Source organism: Belliella alkalica (genome assembly GCF_022549785.1).
Classification (GTDB): Bacteria; Bacteroidota; Bacteroidia; order Cytophagales; family Cyclobacteriaceae; genus Belliella; species Belliella alkalica.
The window spans coordinates 26961-52070 of sequence record NZ_JAKZGO010000010.1; the positions used below are offsets into that span (position 1 = coordinate 26961).

At 36.5% G+C, this 25110-nt stretch carries 23 protein-coding genes and 1 tRNA gene; 13 read left to right on the forward strand and 11 right to left on the reverse strand.

Translation table 11 applies throughout. The annotated features are described in order from the left end of the window. Positions 1-48 precede the first annotated feature (48 nt). The 6 genes from MM213_RS12970 to MM213_RS12995 are packed head-to-tail and all read right to left on the reverse strand — an operon-like array spanning position 49 to position 5734. A complete protein-coding gene (locus MM213_RS12970) occupies positions 49-549 on the reverse strand; it encodes a hypothetical protein (protein ID WP_241412831.1) in 501 nt (166 codons plus the stop codon). A 55-nt stretch (positions 550-604) separates the two neighbouring features. After that, positions 605-1240: an ABC transporter ATP-binding protein gene (locus MM213_RS12975; RefSeq protein ID WP_241412832.1), complete on the reverse strand. Its 636-nt coding sequence runs from the start codon at positions 1238-1240 to the stop codon at positions 605-607. A gap of 3 nt (positions 1241-1243) precedes the next feature. Further along, positions 1244-2023 (reverse strand): acyl-ACP--UDP-N-acetylglucosamine O-acyltransferase, encoded by a 780-nt coding sequence (gene lpxA / locus MM213_RS12980; RefSeq protein ID WP_241412833.1) that lies wholly within the window; start codon positions 2021-2023, stop codon positions 1244-1246. After that, on the reverse strand, positions 2020-3414 hold the full coding sequence (locus tag MM213_RS12985; protein WP_241412834.1) for a bifunctional UDP-3-O-[3-hydroxymyristoyl] N-acetylglucosamine deacetylase/3-hydroxyacyl-ACP dehydratase: 1395 nt from the start codon (positions 3412-3414) through the stop codon (positions 2020-2022). The genes lpxA and MM213_RS12985 overlap by 4 nt, the downstream gene beginning before the upstream one ends. A gap of 39 nt (positions 3415-3453) precedes the next feature. Further along, positions 3454-4476 carry a UDP-3-O-(3-hydroxymyristoyl)glucosamine N-acyltransferase gene (lpxD, locus tag MM213_RS12990; protein ID WP_241413022.1) on the reverse strand — a complete coding sequence of 341 codons (1023 nt, stop codon included), beginning with the start codon at positions 4474-4476 and terminating at the stop codon, positions 3454-3456. A gap of 19 nt (positions 4477-4495) precedes the next feature. Continuing rightward, positions 4496-5734: an HD domain-containing protein gene (locus MM213_RS12995; protein ID WP_241412836.1), complete on the reverse strand. Its 1239-nt coding sequence runs from the start codon at positions 5732-5734 to the stop codon at positions 4496-4498. A 51-nt stretch (positions 5735-5785) separates the two neighbouring features. On the opposite strand from MM213_RS12995, the gene porX reads away from it, so the two are divergent. The 3 genes from porX to MM213_RS13010 are packed head-to-tail and all read left to right on the forward strand — an operon-like array spanning position 5786 to position 8985. Then, a complete protein-coding gene (porX, locus tag MM213_RS13000) occupies positions 5786-7342 on the forward strand; it encodes a T9SS response regulator signal transducer PorX (protein WP_241412837.1) in 1557 nt (518 codons plus the stop codon). A gap of 4 nt (positions 7343-7346) precedes the next feature. Beyond that, positions 7347-7790, forward strand: a complete 444-nt coding sequence (tsaE, locus tag MM213_RS13005; protein ID WP_241412838.1) for a tRNA (adenosine(37)-N6)-threonylcarbamoyltransferase complex ATPase subunit type 1 TsaE — start codon at positions 7347-7349, stop codon at positions 7788-7790. Next, a complete protein-coding gene (locus tag MM213_RS13010; protein WP_241412839.1) occupies positions 7783-8985 on the forward strand; it encodes an alanine dehydrogenase in 1203 nt (400 codons plus the stop codon). The genes tsaE and MM213_RS13010 overlap by 8 nt, the downstream gene beginning before the upstream one ends. On the opposite strand, the gene MM213_RS13015 is transcribed toward MM213_RS13010, so the two are convergent. Beyond that, complete coding sequence (locus MM213_RS13015; RefSeq protein ID WP_241412840.1) at positions 8982-9455, reverse strand: response regulator; 474 nt, start codon at positions 9453-9455, stop codon at positions 8982-8984. The two genes, MM213_RS13010 and MM213_RS13015, sit on opposite strands and share 4 nt — an antisense overlap. Positions 9456-9677: 222 nt before the next feature. Here MM213_RS13015 and MM213_RS13020 point away from each other — a divergent pair, with 222 nt between their 5' ends. The 6 genes from MM213_RS13020 (at position 9678) to MM213_RS13045 (ending at position 16453) form a co-directional block, all read left to right on the forward strand. Then, positions 9678-10781 (forward strand): ThiF family adenylyltransferase, encoded by a 1104-nt coding sequence (locus MM213_RS13020; RefSeq protein ID WP_241412841.1) that lies wholly within the window; start codon positions 9678-9680, stop codon positions 10779-10781. Continuing rightward, a complete protein-coding gene (locus MM213_RS13025; protein ID WP_241412842.1) occupies positions 10771-11466 on the forward strand; it encodes a hypothetical protein in 696 nt (231 codons plus the stop codon). Before MM213_RS13020 ends, MM213_RS13025 begins: the two co-directional genes overlap by 11 nt. Then, the gene (locus tag MM213_RS13030) at positions 11463-13586 is read left to right on the forward strand and encodes a sensor histidine kinase (protein WP_241412844.1); all 2124 of its coding nucleotides are present in this window, start codon (positions 11463-11465) and stop codon (positions 13584-13586) included. Before MM213_RS13025 ends, MM213_RS13030 begins: the two co-directional genes overlap by 4 nt. Next, complete coding sequence (locus MM213_RS13035; protein ID WP_241412846.1) at positions 13579-14667, forward strand: hybrid sensor histidine kinase/response regulator; 1089 nt, start codon at positions 13579-13581, stop codon at positions 14665-14667. Before MM213_RS13030 ends, MM213_RS13035 begins: the two co-directional genes overlap by 8 nt. A 147-nt stretch (positions 14668-14814) precedes the next feature. Further along, a complete protein-coding gene (locus tag MM213_RS13040) occupies positions 14815-15354 on the forward strand; it encodes an inorganic diphosphatase (RefSeq protein WP_241412848.1) in 540 nt (179 codons plus the stop codon). Positions 15355-15406: 52 nt separating this feature from the next. Next, positions 15407-16453 (forward strand): porin, encoded by a 1047-nt coding sequence (locus MM213_RS13045; protein ID WP_241412850.1) that lies wholly within the window; start codon positions 15407-15409, stop codon positions 16451-16453. Here the strand turns inward: MM213_RS13045 and MM213_RS13050 are convergent. Beyond that, the gene (locus MM213_RS13050; RefSeq protein ID WP_241412852.1) at positions 16425-16901 is read right to left on the reverse strand and encodes a hypothetical protein; all 477 of its coding nucleotides are present in this window, start codon (positions 16899-16901) and stop codon (positions 16425-16427) included. The genes MM213_RS13045 and MM213_RS13050 overlap by 29 nt on opposite strands. Further along, entirely contained in the window at positions 16898-17494 is a 597-nt protein-coding gene (locus tag MM213_RS13055; RefSeq protein WP_241412853.1) for an acyl carrier protein phosphodiesterase, read from the reverse strand. The genes MM213_RS13050 and MM213_RS13055 overlap by 4 nt, the downstream gene beginning before the upstream one ends. A 74-nt stretch (positions 17495-17568) precedes the next feature. Between MM213_RS13055 and MM213_RS13060 the strand changes: the two genes are divergently transcribed. After that, the gene (locus MM213_RS13060) at positions 17569-19500 is read left to right on the forward strand and encodes an AAA domain-containing protein (RefSeq protein ID WP_241412855.1); all 1932 of its coding nucleotides are present in this window, start codon (positions 17569-17571) and stop codon (positions 19498-19500) included. A gap of 385 nt (positions 19501-19885) precedes the next feature. On the opposite strand, the gene MM213_RS13065 is transcribed toward MM213_RS13060, so the two are convergent. Then, a complete protein-coding gene (locus tag MM213_RS13065; protein WP_241412857.1) occupies positions 19886-20410 on the reverse strand; it encodes a DUF4924 family protein in 525 nt (174 codons plus the stop codon). A gap of 210 nt (positions 20411-20620) precedes the next feature. On the opposite strand from MM213_RS13065, the gene lepA reads away from it, so the two are divergent. From lepA to MM213_RS13080, 3 genes are all read left to right on the forward strand, one after another. Continuing rightward, positions 20621-22414: a translation elongation factor 4 gene (lepA, locus tag MM213_RS13070; protein ID WP_241412859.1), complete on the forward strand. Its 1794-nt coding sequence runs from the start codon at positions 20621-20623 to the stop codon at positions 22412-22414. Between the two features lie 171 nt (positions 22415-22585). Further along, positions 22586-23470 carry a bifunctional 5,10-methylenetetrahydrofolate dehydrogenase/5,10-methenyltetrahydrofolate cyclohydrolase gene (locus MM213_RS13075; RefSeq protein ID WP_241412861.1) on the forward strand — a complete coding sequence of 295 codons (885 nt, stop codon included), beginning with the start codon at positions 22586-22588 and terminating at the stop codon, positions 23468-23470. Between the two features lie 97 nt (positions 23471-23567). Continuing rightward, positions 23568-23650: transfer RNA gene (locus MM213_RS13080), tRNA-Leu, on the forward strand. A 124-nt stretch (positions 23651-23774) separates the two neighbouring features. On the opposite strand, the gene MM213_RS13085 is transcribed toward MM213_RS13080, so the two are convergent. Next, complete coding sequence (locus MM213_RS13085) at positions 23775-25058, reverse strand: ATP-binding protein (protein WP_241412863.1); 1284 nt, start codon at positions 25056-25058, stop codon at positions 23775-23777. Positions 25059-25110: the final 52 nt, after the last annotated feature.

Below are 25110 nucleotides of genomic sequence, written 5' to 3' on the forward strand. Positions count from 1 at the left end.
ATCTTAAAGATCCAAACCACTTTTTTTGATGCTATATATTGTTTTTTTTTACTGCTTACGCTTAAGGTTAAATCTATAGTTACCAGCCAAAGCGGCTCCTTGGGTTCCTTTTTTTTCTGCTCCTGGAGCTACGATACTAAATATCAAAACAAGATCATTTGCAGAAGGCTTGGTATGTGATATTTCTGGACCTGATGCAGGTCTTGTTCCTGCCAATGAAATTTTTGTTAGGTCACCAGCCACAAAATTCCAGTTTCCTGAATTGTCAAAGAGATCACCACCATTGCTGACAGAGTAAGTTTTGCTGTTTTGATTGGCAGAAAAAGTAATCTCAAAATTTTGATAAAGGTTGGTTACTGAATTGCCTTCTCCTCTAAATACGGAGCCTCCACCAGCCACTGTCCAAGTGGTTGAAGATTTCCCTGCTAGAGATTCTATCGCGAGTTCTTCTGGGGATTTGATTGGGGTAGGGTCATCATTCTTTTTACATGCAAAAAAGATCAATCCAAATGCTGAAATCCATAAAATTACTAAGAGTGATTTATTCATATATGGGTAGTATTGGGTAATCAATGAATGTAAATTTAATAATATGGATTATTAATCAAAGCTTTTGTTTGATCTTGTAGTCTTCAATTTTGATGATGTTATTGCAGGATTGATATTCTCTTGGATCATTAGAGCAAATAATTAACGTTCTGCTTGAGCTGAATTTTTCAATTAACGATAAATACCAATCTACACCTTTTTGATCTAAGTTGGAAGTAGGTTCATCCAAAAGTATCAGGGGAACTTGAGAAAAAAAACAAAGACCAAGCTTCAGCCGTTGTTTCATACCAGAAGAAAATTGACTGATAGGCTTATTTTCATGACCATTAAGATACATTTCGCCAATCATTTTTTCAAAAGAAAAACCAGGAATTGAAACCTTGAATTTAAAATGAAAATTCAAAAGCTCAATAAGTGAAAATTCTTCTGGCAGCTCTAAATAGGGGGCAGAAATTGTGAGGTGATTGAAGATTTCTTCTGTCGATATTTTCTTTTCTTCTAAAAAGTAAGATACAGAACCTTCTGTTACAGGACTTAGGCCAGCTATAGCTTTTATCAATGTTGATTTTCCTGAACCGTTGCTTCCGGTTATTGCAAGTTTTGATGCCGCATGAATAGTTAGATTCAAGTTTCTGAATATCCATTCATATTGAAACCTTTTTGCGGCATTTTCAAGCTTGATCTCAATCATGAACTAGTTGATGTAACCTTTCATGACACCTCTTTCTGATGAGCGAATGAAGTTAACAATCTCGTCTCTTTCTTTCGTTGCAGGTAGGTTTACTTCGATTTCTTCAAGAGCACGACTATTATTGAGGCTATTTAAGAATAAAAATCTATAAACATCTTGAATGTGACTGATCGTTTCGCTTGAGAATCCTCTTCTTCTCAGGCCTAGACTATTTACCCCTGCATAGCTTAGCGGCTCTCTAGCTGCTTTTGTAAACGGAGGTACGTCTTTTCTCACCAATGATCCACCTGAAATCATAGAGTGCATTCCAACTTTCACAAACTGATGTATAGCGCTGCTTCCACCAATTATTGCCCAATCGTCAACAATGACATGTCCAGCAACTTGGACAGAGTTTGCAATGATCACATTATTGCCTACAATACAATCATGTGCAATGTGCACATAAGCCATTAGCAGGCAATTGCTTCCGATTTTTGTTGTCTTTTTATCGATAGTTCCTCTGCTGATAGTAACACATTCCCTTATAGTAGTATTGTCTCCAATTTCTACAAGTGTTTCCTCTCCTTGGAATTTCAAGTCTTGAGGTATGGCTGAGATTACAGCTCCAGGAAAAATTTTGCAGTTTTTACCGATTCGAGCACCAGGAAAAATTGTGACGTTCGATCCTATCCAAGTACCATCTCCGATGATCACATCTTCATGGATCATGGTAAAAGGATCGATCTGTACGCCTTCTCCGATTACAGCGCTCTCGTTAATATGGGATAAATTGCTGATCATGATTCTTTTCTAACAATACTTGCAGTCATAACGGCTTCACATACCAATGTGTTGCCCACATAGGCTTCACCTTTCATTTTTGCAATACCTCTTCTGATAGGTGCAAGTAATTCACATTTGAATACTAAGGTGTCTCCAGGGACAACCATTTTTCTAAATTTACAATTCTCAATTCCTAAAAAATAAGTCCAATAATTTTCAGGATCATCTACTGTGCTCAAAACCAAAATCCCTCCCGTTTGTGCCATTGCTTCAACTTGTAAAACACCTGGCATTACAGGGTTAGCGGGGAAATGCCCCATAAAGAACGGTTCATTTATCGTCACGTTTTTCACTCCAGCTACCACAGTTTCGTCTAGATAGATAACTTTGTCCAATAATTGGAAAGGATATCTATGTGGCAAGATATTACTAATTTGCGCGATATCCATGACCGGTGGTAATTTTGGATCATAATGTGGGATATGGCTTGGGCCAGCTTTTTCCATTGCTCTTTTTAGCTTTTTCGCAAAGGCTACATTCGCTGCATGGCCAGGTCTAGCTGCTAGAATTTGAGCTTTGATCGGCCTACCTACCAATGCCAAATCACCTACCACATCCAGAAGTTTGTGTCTTGCTGGCTCGTTTTTATACCTTAATTCGACATTGTTAAGAATTCCTTCTTTCCTAACTTCTACTTTTTGTTTGTTGAACATCTTCGCCAAATGTTCTAATTCTTTTTCTTCTACAACTCTATCTACTACAACAATAGCGTTGTTGAGATCTCCTCCTTTTATGAGGTTTTGATTGTAGAGCATTTCCAATTCGTGCAAGAAACAAAACGTTCTACAAGAAGCAATTTCCGTCCGGAATTGACTAATGTCTGTGATAGAGGCGTGTTGAGACCCAAGGACAGGTGAATTATAATCCACCATCACTGTCACTCTATAGTCATCCAACGGCAAAGCTGCCATTTCTACTTCTCTGGATGCATCTCTGTAAGTAATGCTCTCAGGAACTTCAAAAAATCTTCTTAGCGCATTTTGCTCTTCAAAGCCAGCACTGTCTAATATTTCAATAAATTGAATAGAAGAACCATCCATAATTGGGGGTTCTGGACCATCTAGTTGAATCAAAATATTGTCAATCTCCAATCCAACCAAGGCCGCCAAAACATGCTCAACAGTAAATACTCTCGCCCCACTTTGTTCTAAGGTAGTGCCTCTAGATACGTCTACTACATTGTCTACATCAGCATCGATGGTAGGCATACCTTCTATATCGATTCTTTGGAATTTATAACCGTGATTTGGAGGTGCTGGTAAAAAAGTCATGTTTGAAATTACTCCAGTGTGGAGACCAACACCTGATACGGTGACTTGTTTTTTAATTGTATGTTGTTTTACCCTCATAGGTATTAGACTCTAACTTGAATGTTTTCGTGCGTAAATTTATTGTTTTTTTTCCAGTTCTCTCAATCTGTCTTGTAGTATGGGCAGATTTTTGAAAACTGCATAGGATTTTAGGAATAATTTTAAGTCAAATCCCATGTAGCCTAATAATGTTTGTCCAGGTTCTACAATAGATTTGCTTATCCCTGTATTTGCTCCAATGGTAGTTTTGTCTGCAATTTTTAAATGACCTACGATTCCTGCTTTTCCTGCAATCACACAGTTTTTGCCGATTTCTGTAGATCCAGAAATTCCGGCCTGTGCAGCCACTACTGTATTTTCTCCGATGATTACATTGTGTGCGATTTGTACTTGATTGTCTATTTTGGCTCCTCTTCGAATGATAGTTGATCCCATAGTAGCACGATCTACTGTACTGTTTGCGCCTATGCTGACATGATCTTCAATGATTACATTACCTATTTGGGGAATAGCTTTGTACGTTCCGTCTTCTAAAGGAGCAAAGCCAAAACCATCCGATCCTATGACTGCACCGGAATGAAACTCACAAAAGGATCCAATTACCACATCGTTGGCAATTTTTACTCCTGGATGAAGAATGCAATTGTCTCCAATTGTGACATTATCGCCAATAGTTACATTCGGGTATATTTTTACATTGTCACCTATTTTATTGTTTTTACCAATGTACGAAAACGCCCCTCTGTAAAAATTAGTCCCAATGTTACTACTTGGGTCTATAAATGAAGGCTCCTCAATTCCTGACTTGCTGTTTTTGGTGAATTGGGCATAAGCTTCCAAGATTTGGGTAAATCCTGCATAAGCATCCTTTACCCTAATCAGCGTTGCCTTAATTTTTTTTCGTGCTTGAAAATTTTCCGAAACAATCACTCCAGAAGCTTCGGTTTCATAAATGAAATTCTCGTATTTTTCATTAGAAAGAAAACTGATGCCTCCAGGTTTTCCTTCTTGAATTTTATCTAATCTATTAACTACTTTAGATCCATCACCTTCCACCTTTCCGTTCAGAAGCGATGCAACCTGATCTAGTGTAAATTCCATCATGAATAATATTGTGTGGTTACAAAGTTAAGTTTTTAGCACGACAAGCATAATGTTTTTTGACTATTTTACTCATTGCTTTTATGTTTGGCAAGTCAGCAGCCTGTGCTACATCTATAATTTGACCTTTTTTAGTCAAAATGTGTATACGTTCTTTTGCAAGGTATGCATTGTTGCTAATAGACCCATGCGAAAAGAAATACTTCATGTCTTCATCAGGAACTTGGAGTTTTACTCTTGTCTTCTCCTTCATAGCCTCCAGTTCTTCTGCTGAAAACTCCACATTGCTGAGATTTATTTTAAATAGATTCCTGGAAAGAAACATTTGGGAAATATTCCTTAAAATGTAGTCTGAGTCTTTTTTCCAAAATTTGATAGATCCCCAAATGTCATAGTCATCAAGCTCCAGAAACGTTTTTACCAATGTTTCGGAATTTTGGAAATCACCTATTGTAAAGTCATTTTCAAGAAAGAACAAAAACTCATCGGTAGCAAAAATATTGCGGCCTGATTGCTTAAGGTCTTTTGCTCTTGAGATTAAGTTGATCAACATCTTTTCTGCACTCACAGTGGTCTTGTGTAGATATACCTGCCAATACATCAGCCTTCTGGCGCTAAGGAAGTTTTCGATACTATAAAGTCCTTTTTCCTCTACAACCAGCTGATCATCTTTGATAGCCATCATTTTGATGATTCTGTCTGCGCCAATAGTGCCTTCAGAAACCCCTGTGAAGAAACAATCTCTTTGCAAATAATCTAGTCTATCTATGTCAAGTTGGCTAGAAACAAGTTGATGAAAAAATTTTCTTTCATAATGATTCTTAAAAATTCTTAACGCGAGATCTAATTGGCCGTTTAATTGTTTATTCATTATATCAATCACCAAAAGCGATAAGGATTCGTGAGGCACATCTTTGAGGAGGCTAAATTCTAAAGCATGGGAAAAGGGTCCATGCCCTATATCATGAAGCAAAATAGCAATCAGTGCAGCTTCATATTCTTCATCGCTAATTTCATTACCTTTATTGCGAAGATTATCCAAAGTGATGCTCATCAGGTGCATAGCTCCTATAGCATGATGGAATCTGGTATGAAGTGCCCCAGGATAGACAAAATCTGTCAAACCTAATTGCTTGATGCGCCGTAACCTTTGAAAGTAAGGGTGATCAATGATTGTAAAAATCAATTCGCTTGGAATTGTAATGAACCCGTAAACAGGATCATTTAATATTTTGTGACTTTTCAATGTCTTTGACATTTGATTGGTTTCAAAAGTAATTATAATTTTAACAGAAGTAAACCAAACATTATGCAAAATTCTAAAATCCTTTGGGCTGACGACGAAATAGATCTATTGAAACCACATATTCTTTTTTTACAGCAAAAAGGTTATGAAATAACCACAGTCAATAGTGGTGTTGACGCTATCGAGCTGGTAGAACAAGATAATTTTGATGTGATCTTTCTTGATGAAATGATGCCAGGAATGACTGGGCTAGAGACATTGCAGCAGATAAAGATGATCAAACCTCAGATTCCTGTGGTCATGATCACCAAAAGTGAGGAAGAGCATATTATGGATGACGCGATCGGTGGAAAAATCGCAGATTATTTGATCAAACCCATCAATCCAAATCAGATTTTGCTGTCTGTGAAGAAAATACTTCAAAACAAACAGCTGATTTCGGAAAAGACCAACCTATCATATAGACAGGATTTTATGAATATAAGCATGGCTTGTAGCGATGCTTCCACTCATCAGGAGTGGACAGAGATTTATAAAAAACTCACATACTGGGAGCTGGAAATCGATAAGACAGAAAATAAAAGTATGCGAGAGATTTTAGATTCTCAAAAAGTCGAAGCTAATTCATCCTTTGCGAAATTTATCAAAAACAATTATATCGATTGGTTGAATGACTCTAAAGCAGACAAGCCTATTCTATCGCCAAACTTGATGAAGGAAAAAGTATTTCCTCATCTTAAGGAGGGAAAGCCTTTGTTTTTTATAGTTATTGACAATCTACGTCTGGATCAGTGGGAGGTGCTCGAGCCATTGGTGAATCAATATTTTAACACCAAAGACGATGATACTTATTACAGTATTTTGCCTACTACGACAGCATTCTCCAGAAATGCACTTTTCAGTGGAATGATGCCTTCAGACATGGCAAGATTCCATCCTGACCTGTGGGAAGGTGAAGATACGGATGAAGGGAAAAACAACAAAGAAGAAGAGTTTTTGGCAGAAAACCTTCACAAAAATAGGCTTAACATCCGATATAGTTACCACAAAATACTCCAAGCTTATCAGGGGAAAAATCTCGTTGATCAATTTCATAACTTGCTGAATAATGATCTCAACGTATTGGTATTTAACTTTGTAGATATGATGTCTCATGCTAGAACTGATATGAAAATGATCAGAGAGCTTGCTCCTGATGAATCAGCTTATAGGTCTTTGACCAAAAGTTGGTTTGAGCATTCGTCTCTTTTTGAGATGTTCAAAAGAATAAGTGCTGCCGGAGCGGAACTAATTGTTACCACGGATCATGGTACCAAAAGGGTAAATAAACCTTACAAAATCATAGGTGACAAAAATGTAACAACCAATCTGAGATATAAGCAAGGAAAGAATCTAAACTTTGAGAGTGGGAAGGTTTTTGAGATCAATAGACCAGAAGATGCGAAACTTCCAAGATTTAATGTGTCAACAAGTTATGTTTTTGCCGTAGAAGATTATTTCTTTGCATATCCAAACAATTACAATTATTATGTAAATTACTACAAAGATACTTTTCAGCATGGAGGAGTATCTTTAGAAGAAATCATAATACCTGTAGTACATCTGTTACCAAAGAATTAATATATTGAAAAAAATCCATTGTGACCATTTAGATCAAGTTGAGCAAGTTGCTACAGAAATTGTGCATCATTGTGAACATGACAAGATATGGGTATTTAAAGGGGATATGGGTGCGGGTAAGACAACTCTGATAAAATCTATTGCCAAAAGTTTTGGTGTTAAAGATATTGTATCAAGTCCCACCTTTTCCATTGTCAATGAATACATCAATGATTCTAATGAAAAGTTTTATCATTTTGACTTTTACAGAATCGAAGATCCTGAAGAAGTTTTGGAGATAGGTATAGATGAATATTTCTATGGGGGCGCGTATTGCTGGATAGAATGGGCTGAAAAAATCCCAGAGTTCATCCCTGATACATTTATGTTGATTAGTATAGAAGTAGATAGTATTGGAGGAAGAGAGATCAGTATTTCGAAAATCGTAAACGGTACACAGCATGGTTGATATTGCCACAACTGTAGAGATGCTTCCAAAGGAAGCGTCTGCGAAAGTGAAAAATTCAAAAGGAGGGTTCAGTATTGGTATTCCAAAAGAAACCGATGATCAAGAAAAGCGAGTACTTCTAACTCCAGAGGCAGTGCGTCTTTTGACAAACAATGGCCTAAAGGTAGTGGTAGAGTCAGAAGCTGGTACACAGTCTAAGTTTGCTGATAAAGAATATTCTGACGCTGGAGCAAAAGTAGTTTATTCAGCAAAAGAAGCATTTGAGACAGAGGTGGTTTTAAAGGTCGAGCCACCCACAGCCGAGGAGATAAATTACATGTTGCCTGGAGCCTGCTTGATATCAGCACTGCAGATCGGAAGGCAAAATGCAGACTATATCAACGCACTCAATTCCAAAAGAATCACAGCTGTATCTTTCGAGAATTTGGAAGACAAGGTAGGAGGGATGCCTGTAGTAAGGGCTATGAGTGAAATTGCCGGTAGTACAGTTATGTTGATTGCATCTGAATATCTAAGTAGCGTAAGTGAAGGCAAGGGTTTGATCTTGGGAGGAGTCACAGGTGTTCCGCCAACTCAAGTTGTAATAATAGGTGCAGGTACAGTAGCAGAATATGCTGCAAGAACTGCACTTGGACTTGGCGCTAATATAAAAGTTTTTGATAATCACATTTATAAACTTAGAAGGGTGAAGCAATTGCTTGGTCAGCAGGTTTTTACCTCTACAATTGATAATATTACATTGGCGCAAGCATTGAAGGAGGCAGATGTAGTGATAGGTGCGCTTAGGGCAGAGAAGGGTAGGAATAAAATTGTAGTTACTGAGGAGATGATAGCTGCGATGATGCCAGGTAGTGTAGTGATCGACGTGAGTATAGATCAAGGCGGCTGTATAGAAACAGCAGAAATGACTTCACATTCTAAGCCGATTTACTTGAAACATGATATCATTCATTATTGTGTTCCAAATATAGCATCTAGAGTATCAAGGACTGCATCTGTGGCACTTAGCAATATTTTCACTCCAATATTACTTCAAATGTCGGACTTGAAGGGAGCTGAAGAAATGATCTTCAATTATAAGTGGTTTATGAAAGGGGTTTACACCTATCGAGGTAGTCTAACAAATGCTCATTTGGCAAGGAAGTTCTTGATGACACACAAAGAATTACAGCTTTTGCTGGCGGCGCGTTATTAAGAAAGTAAGTTCTGTCTAAGTAAAAACTCGAGTTGTTCGTTTGCTTTAATTAAGTCTGTAGTTAGTTTCTTGTTTTCATTTCGAAGAGAATATACTTCAAAAGCATTTTTGATGACTGTACGAAGATAGTCTTCTTCCCAAGGCTTGGTTAGATAGTGATAAACCTGTCCCTTGTTTATAGCGTCAATTACTGCCTGTATATCAGTATAACCTGTCAATAGTATTCTAATAGGATCGGAATATAGAGGTATGATAGACTCAAGAAATTCAACTCCAGTCTCTTCTGGCATTCTTTGATCCGTAATTATGATATCAACAGTCTGAGTGGTAAGTATATCACGCGCTTCTTTCGCAGAAATCGCAATAAACACTTTATAATCTCTTCTAAATGTTGCCTTGAATGCCTGAAGATTATTTTCTTCATCATCAACATATAAAATTCTTATCTTTTCATTACTCGTCTCAGACATCAGATTCTATTTTTTTGAAAATATATGAAAAATAATTTCAGGAAACTGTTTTGTTCAAATTAGTTTTCCATTACTTATTCTTTTATAAGTTCTGTTTATTACTCTCGTTGTTATCAAATATCTAAATAAAATTCTTTTTTGTGAATATTTTTTGCATTTTTAATATGATTCTAGAATCAAAAATATAACTTTACCACTATCAATCACCCCTTATTCAGAATAATGAACTTTATTAAAGATCTTGATCTCACCAGTCAAATTGATGCTTTAATTTTAAAACCAGCAGAATTTAGTGATTTCGAACTACTCCAAAAAATAAAAGGCCTTCCTTTTATTTCTGTTATTGATGAAATTGAAAGCCAAGTCTCCGAGTTGGTAAAGATGAAAAACCCCACTAAATATTTCAGTCCTTCAGAGTTGTTAAAAGAAGCGGAAATGTTTCTTAGTAAATTTGATAAAGAAAAGTATGGAGTTTGGGTTTATTATCCATGGAAAAACAGTCTAGTCCATTTGCTTCCAGAAGAGGATTTTATTGCTGTACGGACAGTGAGAAATAAATATAAAATCACGGAAGAAGAGCAAATGGAACTTGCTAGAAAAAAGATTGGAATCATTGGACTTTCAGTTGGTCAAAGTGTCGCAATTAGCTTAGCTATTGAAAGATCGTTTGGTGAGTTGAGAATAGCTGATTTTGATACTTTAGAGCTAGGTAACATGAACAGACTTAGGTCTAGTGTGACAAATATTGGTATCGAAAAGACTAAATTAGTGAAGCGTGAAATAGCTGAGATAGATCCGTTTTTGAAGGTTACCATATTTGAAGTAGGCTTGACAGATGAAAATATAGACTCTTTTTTTGTTGAAGGCGGTAAGCTCGATCTTCTGATAGAGGAGTGTGATAATATCAAAGTAAAAATACAATCTAGATTGAAAGCAAGATCATTAGAGATCCCAGTAATTATGGATACTAGTGATAGAGGCTTGCTTGATATAGAAAGGTTTGATTTGGAGCGGAACCGCCCATTGTTTCATGGATTTCTTTCAAAATTCGGATCAGAAGATGAATTGTTGGGAAAATTAGACACTATCAAATATGAAGTATTAATGGCAATACTAGATTATGAGAAAATTTCAAAAAGAGGTAAAGATAGCTTGCAGGAACTAGGGAAAACAATTACTAGTTGGCCGCAGCTAGGGTCTTCAGTGATTATGGGAGGAGCAATGTGCGCACACTTTGCAAGAAAAATCCTTACCAATAAAAAAGTCAACTCGGGTAGGTCGTATGTAGATTTGGACCAATACTTCAATAGCAATAATGAAAGTTAAAATTCGGGTAGTGAGAGCAATCTCCTCTCCTGAGGCAACTGAAAAATATGTAAGTGGTCATTACAAAGTTTTGGAATCGTATGGGGTGACCAAAGTAACATCAGCAGATCGTTCTTGGATGAATAATCCCAATGTATATCTTCTTTTAGTAGAATCTGAAGACGGTGAAAGAATGCTCGGAGGGGGTAGGGTTCAATTAAGAAGTGAAGGATTTCCTTTGCCATTGGAAGGAGCAATTTTAGAAAAAGATAATAGGATCATAGAGTATATGAAAAGATTTGAGGATCTTAAAGTTGCTGAATATTGTGGGCTTTGGAATTCAAAAGAAGTCTCTGGATATGGAATTGGTAGTATTTACTTGATTAGGATAGGTGTAGCTTTAACGTCGTTCCTGAATTTGAATTGCCTAATGGCATTTTGTTCACCATTTACGGTAGCCAATTCTCAAGCCGTTGGTTTAAGGATTATTGAAGAGCTTGGGGATAATGGTACTTTTTTATACCCTAAAGAAGGGCTTGTCGCTACGATAATGGAAGTGGAAAATGTAAGGACTTTAGAGCGAGCCAAACCAGAAGAAAAGAACTTTATTTTTGACTTGAGACAAAATCCAAAACAAACCAAATTACTATCTAGTAAAATGGGGGAAATGGAAGTCGAATTTGATTTGAATCTAGAAAAACTATGATCAGAAGTTGGAAAAATAAACAGCCGCTGATTATTGGCTTAACGGTAATTGTATTTATTTTTTTGCCAGTTATTGCTTTTCTATCTTCTATAGGAGATATGAGTACATATGAAATAAATGAATATTACATTTTTCAGAATCAAAAATTTGAAGGCAAAGGAGAAAAGACATCACTTCGTAAGAACACGTTGGGGCTGGGATTTATAGAAGAAGCCTATCTTGGTTTCAGAGCGGCTGATGCCGAGGAATTAGGTCAACAACTGGTAATGGAATTAAAAAACCCAACCTTTAGAGAAGTAGTTTTATTTCAAAAAACTGAAAATGGCCAATTACAAGAAATCGGTCGGGCTGGCACAGACTATGGTAGGACAAATGTTTTCTCAAATCCAAATCCACTATTTGATATAAAAGGATCCGATCTGCATCATGAATTTTTCTTATCTATCAAAAGTAACGAACCAATCAATGTAGAGATCTCCATTGCCGAGTATAGTTTGTTTCATTTTATGTACAATCAACGAACACTCATTATAAGTGCTTACATGGGGGTTATGTTTGCTTTGTTTTTGTATAATTTTATCTTGTTTTTCTTAATCAGAGACAATACATATTTTTTATACTCAGTTTACATTCTATTTATTGCTCTTGCTCAAACGTCACTTCTGGGTTACTCATACTATTACTTTTTGAACCAAAGTTCGGATTTGTACGAGCTTAGCATAATAGGTTTTTCTGCAATTTCGGGAATGGCTGGTATATCATTTATGAGAAAATTCCTCAAAACGAGGGACTTTACACCAATTTTGGATAGGTTTTTGGTCTTGAATATTTTAGTTTATGGAGCCTCCTTTCTTTCAAGAATATTTGGTTTTGTTAAGGTGAGTTATACTTTGACAGATATCTCAGGGTTGCTAGTAATAATACTATTCGTTTTTTCTGCCTCAATAATTGCCAAGAAAGGATATCGTCCTGCAGTTTATTTTATAATTGGTTGGTTATTTTTCTTTATAGGTTTACTCGTATTTATCTTGCAGACAAATGGGTTAATTGAATTCAATGCTCCGCCCAATTTCCCGATGCTTGTAGGGACTGCAATGGAAGCTATTTTACTTTCACTGGCACTGGCCGACAAAATCAATATTCTTAAAAAAGAAAAGGAAGATGAACAAGCGGAAAAATTAAACGTCCTGAAGGAAAACGAAAGCCTTATTTTGAAGCAAAATGAAATGTTAGAATCTAAGGTTAAGGTTCGGACTGAAGAACTAGAAGATACTTTGAGACACCTACAGAATACACAAACTCAATTGGTCAATCAAGAGAAAATGGCATCTTTAGGTCAGTTGACAGCTGGTATTGCCCATGAAATCAACAACCCTATCAACTTTGTAAGTTCTAATATTTCTCCACTCAAAAGAGATATCAAGGATTTGATGGAAATAGTAGAGTTGTATAGAGAGAAAGGCAATGTGCAGTTTACGGAAGATACTAAGAAGGAAATTCAAGAGCTTGAAGATGATTTGGAATTGGAATATATCTTAGAGGAAATAGACCAATTGCTCAAGGGGATGGATGATGGAGCAAAAAGAACAGTAGAGATAGTCAAGGGGTTGAGGCTTTTTTCAAGAGTAGATGAGCAAGATGTGAAAAAAGTAGATATTCATGATGGGATTAATAGTACATTAGTACTACTCAACAGTACAATGTCAGGTAAAATCAGAGTGATCAAGGATTATGGTGGGATTCCAATGATTGAGTGTCTAGCAGGTAAAATCAATCAAGTATTTATGAACATTATTACAAATTCTATACATGCATTAACCGACAGTCTAGTAGAAAACGCTTCTCCTCAAATCCTGATAAGAACTTCTCAAGTAGGTGATTTTGTCAAGATTGAAATAGGAGATAATGGGCCTGGAATGCCTTCGGCAATTAAAGAAAGGATTTTTGAGCCATTCTTTACCACAAAGCCAGTTGGTAAGGGTACAGGGCTAGGATTGTCCATAGTCTATACAATTATAGAGAATCACAAAGGAACTTTGGAAGTAGACACTGTAGAGGGTAAAGGGACTAATTTTGTTATTACTTTACCGGTTTATCAAAACACTCCAACTCATGAATAAAAAAATAAGAGTCTTATACATAGATGATGAAGATAATAATTTAAATTCATTTAAGGCAAGTCTTAGAAAGGACTTTCATATCATTACAGCTATAGATGCTGAAGATGGGTTGAAAGTAGCAGAAAAAGAAGAGCTGCATGTAGTCATAGCTGATCAACGAATGCCAGGTTTGACAGGTGTGGAATTTTTTGAAAAACTAATGAAAATCAATCCAGATCCAATTAGGATTCTTTTGACAGGTTATTCGGATATTGCAAGTGTGATAGATGCTATCAACAAAGGGGAAGTATATCGTTTTATTGATAAACCCTGGAATCTTGAGCAGATCAAAAATGCCATTAAGAATGCCTCTGATATATATTTTACCAAAAAAGAATTACAAGATAAAAATGAAAGATTAAAAAAGGTGTATTCAGAAATGAACCAATTTGTATACAGTCTTTCACATGAATTAAGAGGTCCGTTGATGAGTATCTCAGGTGTTTCAAAGTTGGCAAAGATGGAAACCAATGATGAAAATATTCTGGAGTATTTTGAAATGATTGACTCTGCAACATTGAGGTTGGATGATTTTATTTATAAGATGCTAGATTTTTATCGGTCTACAAAGATTGATACTAAGGCATCTGAGGTTTCATTTCAGGAGATTATTGATGAGCAGCTAGATAGCTATAGAGAAAAACTAGGTTTTGACGAGGTCAATATCGAAATAAAGGTTGATCAGCAGGAAAAGTTCTTTTCTGATGATTCAAAATTGAGGGTAATCATAAACAACTTGTTTAGTAATGCCTATAAATTTCAAAAATTAGAAGGAGTTCAAAAATCAATCAAATTAGAAATAACTGTCAAAGACAAGTCTGCAATAATTCTGATAGAAGATAATGGTATAGGAATAGATGAGAAGTTTCATACAGAGGTATTTAATCTTTTTCATAGAGCTACACAAAGAAATGTCGGCTCAGGATTGGGATTGTATATGGTCAAGGAATCTGTAATCCAGATGGGTGGAGAAATAAACTTGGTCTCTAAATTAGACCATGGGACAAAATTTACAATTGTCTTACCTTCATTGAAAAAGTAGATTTTGGTTGAGAAGATGTTGTTTTTCATGTTTGTAGTAAAATTTTTCTATATATCATTAAAATAGAATCATATTACTTTGATAAAAATGGGAATAGAAAGTAACTTGCACATCATTTGAATTTAGAACAATAAATAGTTTTTAGATATGATTAATCCATGGCACGATGTGCAAATTGGTAAAGATGCTCCTGAATATGTAATGGGAGTAATCGAAATTCCAAAAGGTAGTAAAGGAAAGTACGAATTGGACAAGAAGACTGGTATGCTTATCCTTGATAGGGTTTTGTTCTCTGCAGTTCATTATCCTGCAAATTACGGATTTATACCTCAGACCTTCTGCGAGGATCACGATCCTTTGGATATCTTAATTATCTCTCAAATTGACATTCCTTCCATGACATTGGTAAAAGCCAAAGTTATCGGGGTAATGAGAATGGTAGATGGTGGTGAAGCTGATGATAAAATTATCGCAGTAGCTGCCGATGATCAGTCAGTAAATTATATCGAAGATATTGATGAGCTACCGCCGCATTTGATGAAAGAAGTTCATAGATTCTTCGAAGACTACAAAAAGCTTGAAAGTAAAGAAGTGAAAGTAGAAGATTTCTTGGGTAGGGAAGAAGCTTTCAGAATTATCAAAGAAAGTATAGAACTTTACGACAAAAACTTTAGAACTAAAAGATAATCTAAAAGCCTGAATCCATAAAATTCAGGCTTTGTTCTTTAACTTATACTCAATGAAGAGAGCGCTACTTTTTATATTTTTGATTTTTGCCAGTACTGTTTTTGCCCAAGAGACAAAAAGAGGGGATTTTACTTTTTCCGGATTCCTCGAAGCGTATTATTCTTACGATTTCAATGAACCCGAAAATCATCTTAGACCTGATTTTCTTTACAATTTCAAAAGGCACAATGAATTTAGTATCAATCTAGCTTTGATTCAAGCTTCTTATCAAGAAGAAAATTTAAGAGCGAATTTAGGTTTGATGTTTGGGAATTACGCCCAGTTTAATTTGGCAGAAGAACCCCAATGGGCACAAATGATCTATGAAGCTTCTGTTGGATTTCAGGTTGTAGATAGACTCTGGGTAGATGTCGGTATTATGCCGTCGCACATTGGTTTTGAAAGTGCCATAGGAGCAGATTGTTGGCATTTGAGCAGAAGTCTCTTGGCCGAAAATTCTCCTTATTTCCTTACAGGAGCTAGGTTTTCTTATAGTGTAAATCCTAAGCTGGACCTCACACTTTGGCTGACTAATGGTTGGCAAAATGTACAAAGACCTTCTGGTAATCAGTCTTTAGGTCTTGGTTTGGGTGTCAATTATCGACCAATAGAGAATTTGGAATTTAATTATTCCAATTATTTTGGAAATGATGAAAGGCAGCCGCTGAGACAAGACAGGTTTTTTAACAATTTCTATGCGCAATATGCTTTTGGGAAATGGGGTGTTACCGCTGGATTGGATTACGGAATAGAAGCTGCTTTTGGGAGTAGGGTCAATCAATGGCTCGGTGCAACAGCTTCTCTCAGAAGAGAAATCGTAGAGAAAGTTACATTAGCAGGTAGATTTGAATATTACTCAGACCAAGCTGGGGTTATTTTAAATGAAGGGATGCGCGTGTCTGGACTTTCAGCAAATTTAGATTACCAAATTCATCCAAGAGGATTAGTTAGGTTGGAAGCTAGACAATTCATAGGAGAGGAAGCCGTTTTTCAATTGCCAGAGGCAAAATTCAGTAAAGGGAATACTGCAATTACGATGTCTTTTTCTGTGAAGTTTTAACAGCTTTTATTTTCTTTGAAATTGCTTTTTTTGTCAAGTAACCCACAAAATCTTCGTAATTGACGTGCTCATGATTGCTCATGGAAAATGAAGTTTTGTCATCAAACACTATTGTGATTTGTTTGAACTCTTTCTTATTGGCCAAAACCTTTTCTTCTTCCCAAGCTAAAATTTGTTTTATGTCATAGGTTTTTGTGAAGCCTCTAAGAGGTATTTTAGTTGTGATTTTTTCTTTTCCAATCGAGATAAACTTATAGCCTGCCATCATTTTTACCAATAGCATCAATATAACAAGTGTGATCAATGGGGCGCTAATCAGATAGAAAATCAATCCAAAGTTTCTAGAATTTGCAAAGTCATTCAATAAATAAATTAACCCACTCAAAAGTATTATTAAGACGATGGTAAGTGAAAAATAAGTTGATTTTTTTGGCTTACAATGAATCATATTTCTCCTTTCAATATTTGATATCTATTTTTTGAAAAATTAACTAAATCTTCAAAAAAGTCCCCAAAATGTTCTCGCAAATAATCATGATTATCTATTAAAAACAAATGGGCGGTTTCCATTTTTGAGTCAAATCTAGTCCTTTTGGATAGTCCTGTAAGTGCTCTCCTTATACCTTCGATTTCAGAATATGAATGAAGCCAATTATAATGTTTCATATATTGAAAGGCTTTTAAGAAATTTTCGGGTAATATGTCTCTATGTTCTTCTACTATTGCATAGGTTTCTTGAGCAAATACATCCAGCGGTATATGGTGGTAATTATTCCAATATCTTCCTAAGAAATAGTCAAAATACATATCTGTAATTACACTTCCATATCTACCATACTCGGGTTTCAATCTTTCTTGTGCATCTTTGACTACAGGATGTTTGTCTGTAAATCTATCTATATCTCGATGAAGTAAAATCCCAACAACAATATCTTTTTCATAAATTTCTTCAATAGGCCCTCTTACGAAGTCGCCAATAAAGTTTCCTATGAGTACCTTTGGATCGCCAAAGGATAAATATGCATGTGCTAGAAAATTCACTGGTTTTTAAATTTAAGTAATTTTAATTTTAACTAATAGATTGTCTAATTGGTTCTACCAATAAATTAATATTCATGCACAATATACAGGAAGAATTAAACATTTCTTTAAAACTTTTGAAGCAAGAGTGGAGAGAAGATTTAGATCAATACAAGAAAAAATTCCTATATACTTCTATATCAGATAAGAAAAAGCAAGGTGTATGTTGGTATCCTTTACAAATAAAAAATACAAAAATTGGTTTTGGTGATCGAATGATCCTTGAAATGGAACGTTACGATTCTAACGAGTCGCATGTCTTTCAGTCAGGGAAGTCAGTTTCTGTTTTTTCAAATCAAGAAGGTTATCAAGGGCAAGACTCAAGAGTGAGCGGAGTTATTAATTTTGTAAGGAAGGATTCCATGACAATTACCCTTCAAGGAGATGCTTTTCCAGAATGGCTCAATGATGGCAAAATTGGTGTTGATCTGCTTTTTGATGAAGCTAGTTATAGGGAAATGGAATCTACCATGAAAGCTGTAATCAAGGCAGACAAAGGCAGACTAGGAGCAATCAAAAATATTTTATTGGGAGCACAAGCCCCATCTTTTTCTGATCGAAAGTACGCACTTCAAGAAAAACTGAATCCGGCACAAAACCAAGCTTTGAGGTTAATAGATTCTGCTGATGATATAGCAATCATCCATGGTCCTCCGGGTACAGGAAAAACCACTACCTTGATCGCCGCGATCAAATATGCCCTGCAATCCAATAAGCAAATTCTTGTCTGTGCGCCAAGTAATGCAGCAGTGGATTTATTGGTCGAAAAACTATCGGATGATGGGGTCTCTACTTTGAGAATAGGTCATCCAGCTAGAGTAGATGATAAGATCCTTGCTCAGACATTAGATGCGAAGATATCATTGCATGATAGCTACAAGGATCTGAAAAAGCTTAGGAAATCTGCAGAAGAGTATCGAAAACTAGGGAAAAAGTACAAAAGGAGTTTTGGGCATGAAGAACGAATGCAAAGAAAGCGAATGCTTGATGAAGCCAGTAGGATAAAAGATGATGCTGAAAATCTCGAAAGCTATATTATTTATGATGTTTTTCAATCTACTCAGGTTTTTGCAAGTACTTTGGTAGGGTCATCAAATCAAGCGCTTCGAGGAATGAATTTTCCTTTGGTATTTATAGATGAAGCTGGTCAGGGATTGGAAGCTGCAACTTGGATACCCATTCTCAAAGCTGATAAAGTGGTGATGGCTGGAGACCATTGTCAGCTACCCCCAACAATTAAATCTTATGAAGCAGCAAAAGCAGGTTTGAGCGAAACTTTGTTTGAAAAAGTAATCAAAAGACAGCATCAAGCATCAAAAATGCTGACTATCCAATACAGGATGCCTGAAAAAATCATGGGTTTTTCGAGCAAGATGTTTTACAAAAATAATTTGGAAGCTGCAGAAAATACACTTTCTCATTTTTTGTCTTTCGAAGAGCCTGTGTTGGAATTTATAGATACAGCAGGGTCAGGATACTTGGAACATCAAGAAAAAGAGTCTCTTAGTACTTTGAACGCTGAGGAAGCAAAATTTACGTTACGGCATTTAGAAAATCTACTCAAAAGGGTGGGGATTGCCAAAATCAAAACTGAAAAATGGAATATTGGTCTGATTTCACCATATAGAGCGCAAGTTCGGAAATTTCAGGAATTGATCTTTGATAGCTATGAATATCCTAACCTCAGGTCATTTTCTGACTTGTTGACAGTAGATTCGATCGATGGATTTCAGGGTCAGGAAAGGGATATTATTTTTATCAGTCTTGTCAGATCCAATGAAAAAGGAGAGATAGGCTTTTTATCTGACACCAGAAGGATGAATGTAGCCCTGACTCGTGCCAAAAGAAAACTTGTAGTGATTGGAGATAGTTCTACACTCTCTAGCAATGATTTCTACAACTCCTTCTTGACCTATGTCGAAAAGCATGGAGAATACAAGAGTGTTTATGAGTTTATGGAAGAGTAAATGTGAGACAAGAGATTTGGGACATGAGACAAAAGACACGAGACCCAAGAAGCGATAGGAAAGAAGCAAGAAGCAAGTGACATCTAAAAACCCCGAAGGGGTTAAACCTCGATTAGCCCCGCATTACAATGCGGGGTTTGAAAAGAATCATGGGAGTAGCGCAACCAACCCCGAAGGGGTTAACCTTTGAATAAACGCGGGTAGCAACCCGGGGAATAATGATGATACAGGAGATAACAACCCCGAAGTGGGTTGAACTCCTCTAGTTGTAAAAAAAACAACTATTTTCACGAAATTAGACAAACCATTAAATGCCTTTTTCTTACCAAAAGCTTTCGGTATAGTCGTTACATTTCTTCAATTGAAACAAAAAGTATCTTGGCCTTTATTTCTTTTCAGCATAAACAAAACTCAGGTAGCTTAGCACACTGCCAAAAGCATCTATGGCTTCGGTGTAGCCTTTTGGGATTTCCCTTCCTTTCAATTTAGCTAGAAGTAGTCCATATATCGCATTGATGCAAATTTGGATTTCGTGTCCGACAGGTTTATCTCCTGCTTCCATGATCATTTCGACGACAAAAGGTTTTGCGGTATTATAAATTCCGAAGTACTCCTTGTCGCTTTTCAAAAGTGACCAATGAATCTTTGCCAAATCATCTACTATCGCCTGAATCTCAGAAAGATGACCTGACGCTGTTATTTTTTCAGAAATCATCTGTTCACAAATGCTTCCAAACCAAAGAGCTGTATCCTCTTTTTCAGAATCAGAAATTGGGTAATGGGCGATTACATATTGTCTGATATCAAGCATATTGAAATCATAAGCCCGGATCAAATCCTCCATCTGATACATGTAAATGATGTATTCAGCGATATTTTGACCCTTTTTTTTCTCAGCAATGCTTTTCATAAACCTAAATTCTTTCTTTTTGCAAAGTAAAGAATAATCAATCGAAATAAGCAAAGTCAGTCAAAAGCAATTATTTCTCATGTTATAGAAAAATGACATCCAATTTAAAGCAACAATAGACTGCCAAAGCAGGTTATGAATTGAAAATCTCGTGCTTAGTGGGAGAATATGCTGTAAATCCACATAAAATTTCCTATTTTTGCACCCTGAATGAATATGAAAAATATAAGGAATTTCTGTATAATCGCCCATATTGATCATGGGAAGAGTACATTGGCGGATAGATTATTGCAAGAGACCCATACTGTTGCGGATAGGGATATGCAAAACCAGTTGTTGGACAATATGGATCTCGAAAGAGAGCGTGGTATTACCATTAAGTCTCATGCAATTCAGATGAGATACATGCACGAAGGAGAAGAATATACGCTCAACCTTATTGATACTCCAGGACACGTGGATTTCTCCTATGAAGTGTCTCGTTCGATAGCTGCTTGTGAGGGAGCATTGTTGATAGTAGATGCTTCTCAAGGTATAGAAGCTCAGACTATTTCTAATTTGTACTTAGCTTTAGGACATGATCTAGAGATCATTCCTGTTTTGAATAAAATTGACTTACCAGGCGCAGATCCGGAATCAGTAGCTGACGAAGTGATCGATTTGATCGGTTGCGACCGTGAGGATATTATTTTAGCATCTGGGAAAACTGGAATTGGGATTGATGATATTCTCAAGGCTGTTGTGACTCGTATTCCTGCACCGACGGGAGATATAGAAGCACCGCTTCAAGCGATGATTTTTGATTCTGTGTACAATCCATTCAGAGGAGTGGAGGTGATTTTTAGGATTTTTAATGGAACAATCAGCAAAGGTGATAAAATCAAATTTGTCAATACAGGCAAAGAGTATGAAGCTGATGAAATTGGAATATTGGGACTCAATCAAATCCCCCAGCAAACCATGTATGCTGGTAATGTAGGTTACCTAATCTCAGGGGTAAAAGTCGCCAAAGAAATTAAAGTTGGTGATACTATTACGCATATCAAGCGCCCTTGTGAAAAAGCAATACAAGGTTTTGAAAATGTTAAACCAATGGTTTTTGCTGGGATTTACCCGGTAGATACTACCGAGTATGAAGAGCTAAGAGCCTCCATGGAGAAATTGCAACTCAATGACGCTTCTCTAGTATGGGAACCTGAAACATCAGCCGCTTTGGGCTTTGGGTTCCGTTGTGGATTTTTGGGAATGCTTCATATGGAAATCATTCAAGAGAGGCTTGAACGTGAATTTGATATGACTGTGATTACTACGGTACCTTCAGTGCAATTTAGAGCATTGATGACCAATGATGTTTACGAAGTCATCAATGCCCCATCTGATATGCCCGATCCTACCAGGTTTAAGCATATAGAAGAGCCTTTTGTCAAAGCTTCAATCATCACAGCCTCAGAGTACGTAGGGCCTGTTATTCAGCTTTGTATGGATAAGCGTGGACAGATCAAAAATCAAGTTTACTTGACAGCTGAAAGAGTCGAATTGCAATTTGATATGCCTTTAGCAGAGATTGTATTTGATTTCTTTGATAAGTTGAAGACGATTTCTCGTGGTTACGCTTCCTTGGATTATGAATTAAAGGGTTATCATCCTTCCCACATGGTTCGCTTAGATGTAATGCTCAATGGTGAGCCTGTAGATGCACTTTCTGCGATTGTCCATAGAGACAAAGCCTACGAGTGGGGCAAAAGACTTTGTGAAAAATTAAAAGAACTTGTGCCAAGACAAATGTTTGAGATTGCGATCCAAGCAGCGATTGGTACAAAAATCATCGCTAGGGAAACAGTGAAAGCTTTGCGTAAAAACGTATTGGCGAAATGTTATGGTGGTGATATTTCCCGTAAGCGTAAGCTCCTAGAGAAGCAGAAAAAAGGTAAAAAGAGAATGCGTCAAGTTGGAAACGTAGAAGTGCCACAAGAAGCATTTATGGCTGTGTTAAAGCTTGATTAATAATTAGACACAAGACCAGACCTTTGGGGTTTTATAAACCCCGAAGGTCTTAAAGCTTGTTTAAAACAGTTAAAGAAAGTCTTTACAAACTTTAAAACCTTTCAACCTTCCAATCCAAAACCTTCCAATCCAAAATCATTCAATCCAAAATCTAAAATCTTATATAAAAACATGCTTCTAATCGACGGTAAAAAAACCTCAGAGGAAATAGAATCGGAAATTGCTCTTAGAGTATCAGAAATCAAGCAAGAAGGTGGGAAAACACCTCATTTGGCTGCAATTTTGGTTGGTAATGATGGTGCAAGTCAGACTTATGTAGGAGCAAAAGTAAAATCTTGCGAGCAGGTAGGCTTTGAGTCAACACTAGTACGTTTGGAAGAAAATGTTTCTGAAGAAGAGCTTTTGAAAGTAGTGGCTGATATCAATGAAAACCCAGCAATCGATGGTTTGATTGTTCAGCTTCCATTGCCTAAGCATATATCAGTAGAAAAAGTAACGAATAAAATCAAGCCTGAAAAGGATGTTGATGGATTCACTCCAGCTAATGTAGGAAGAATGACTTTGGGGTGGCCAGCTTATGTAGCGGCAACTCCCTATGGCATCGTGGAATTGCTGAAAAGATATAAAATCGAAACATCAGGCAAGCACTGTGTAGTAATCGGAAGAAGTCATATTGTAGGTTCACCTATGAGTATTTTGATGGCGAGAAATGAATACCCTGGCAACTGTACTGTTACTTTGACACATAGCAGGACTCAAAATCTTCCTGAAATTACGAAAACAGCCGATATCTTGATCGTGGCGATCGGAAAACCAGAATTTGTAACTGCTGATATGGTGAAAGAAGGAGCTACCGTGATAGATGTAGGAATCCATAGAATAGCAGATGCAAGTAAGAAGTCAGGGTTCAAATTAATCGGTGATGTGAAGTTCGACGAGGTATCGGAAAAAGCCTCAGCAATCACTCCTGTACCAGGTGGAGTAGGACCGATGACCATCGCTTCCTTGCTTTACAATACGCTATTGGCAGCAGAAGGGAAAGTATATACAAAATAAAGTATTGACAGTGAGCATAAAGCTTGGAGACTGCCTAAAAATCTAAAAATTGATTTGCACGGATAATGTTTCCTTTCTACTTTTGCTCACAAATCACGCGCACGTGGTGAAATTGGTAGACACGCCATCTTGAGGGGGTGGTGCCCTTCGGGTGTGGAAGTTCGAATCTTCTCGTGCGCACTTAGAAGCTCCAAGAAATTGGGGCTTTTTTTTATAAGTCTTACATTTTTTTAAAAAATACAGGGTAAAGCGAATGAAATCAACGTCATGATGTAAAATTTTGATAATTCCTGTGGTTTTTAAATCATGTTGAAATTCGAATTGCTAGATCTTCAAATTCCCATGCTTGGGCATGGATGATTCCATTTTTTTGAGGCAAAGAGACGTCATCTAAAGAGACAATTATTTTTGGGTAATTATCATTGATAGCTTCCAGAGATGCATATTCTCTATTGAGTGTAGTCTCGTCATGCAATAGGTAGGCACATTGGATATAGAGGGTTTGGTCCCCTTTTTTGGCAACAAAATCTACTTCCTTGTTTGGAATCACACCTACATATACATCAAAATTTAATCGACGTAATGCTAAATAAACTAAATTTTCAAGTTGGTATCCGATTCCGTATCCAAATCCTTTATATAGATAGTTTTTGTATGCAAGGTCATTGCAATAGTATTTGGCATTGCCAGCAATAGTGTCTTTTCCTTTGATGTCAAACCGTTCTGCTTTATGGATCAAAAAGGTATCTTCTATATAGCCTATGTAATTGGCAATGGTATCAAAAGTTGTTTTTCTCCCACTGCTTTTTAAATAGTTAGTGATGTTGTTAATTGACATCATGTTTGAGGCATTATTTACCAAATAGACAAACACATCTTCCAATAATTTGGGGTCTTTGATAGCGTGTCGTTGGATTATGTCCCTTAGCAAAACAGTGTCTTTTACAGAGGATATATAATGTCTCTTGGTTTCTTCATTGGGTAGCTCAAAAAGTTCAGGTAAGCCACCGCTCTGCATGTAATTGATATAAGAAGATTTATTTGCTTCCTGCCGTGTGATTCCTGTATATTCTTTGAAGCTGAATGGGAAAATTTCAAAACTCACATACCTTCCTGAAAGTAAGGTAGCTAATTCACCAGAGAGCATTTTTGAATTTGATCCGCTGATATAAATTTCATAGTTTGCTGTGAAATCTTGTGAATAGGAATTGACAAGCCGTTCCCAACCTTCGATGCTTTGAATTTCATCTAAGAATAAATACACTTTCCCATTTGGGTTTAAGTTCTTTAGATACAGCTGTATCAATATCTCCAAATCTTGGTAGGTCTTAACAAAATCAAAATCTATAAACTCTTTATTTAAATAAAAGATTTGGGTAGGAAGGATTCCATTTTTAATAAGGTTATTGGCTATTTGTCGTAGGATATAACTTTTGCCAGTCCGTCTTTGCCCTACAAGTACTTTAACTAGTTTGTTGTTGGAAAACCCAAGTATGTTGTCTAAATAAGCAATACGCAAAAATCCCTGTTGAGGAACATTTCCATTCCAAAAATTGAACTTCTCTAAAGATTTAAAATTTTCTTCCATACTCGAATAATTTGTGTAAAAATACAAATTATTCTTCTACAACTGAATTTTT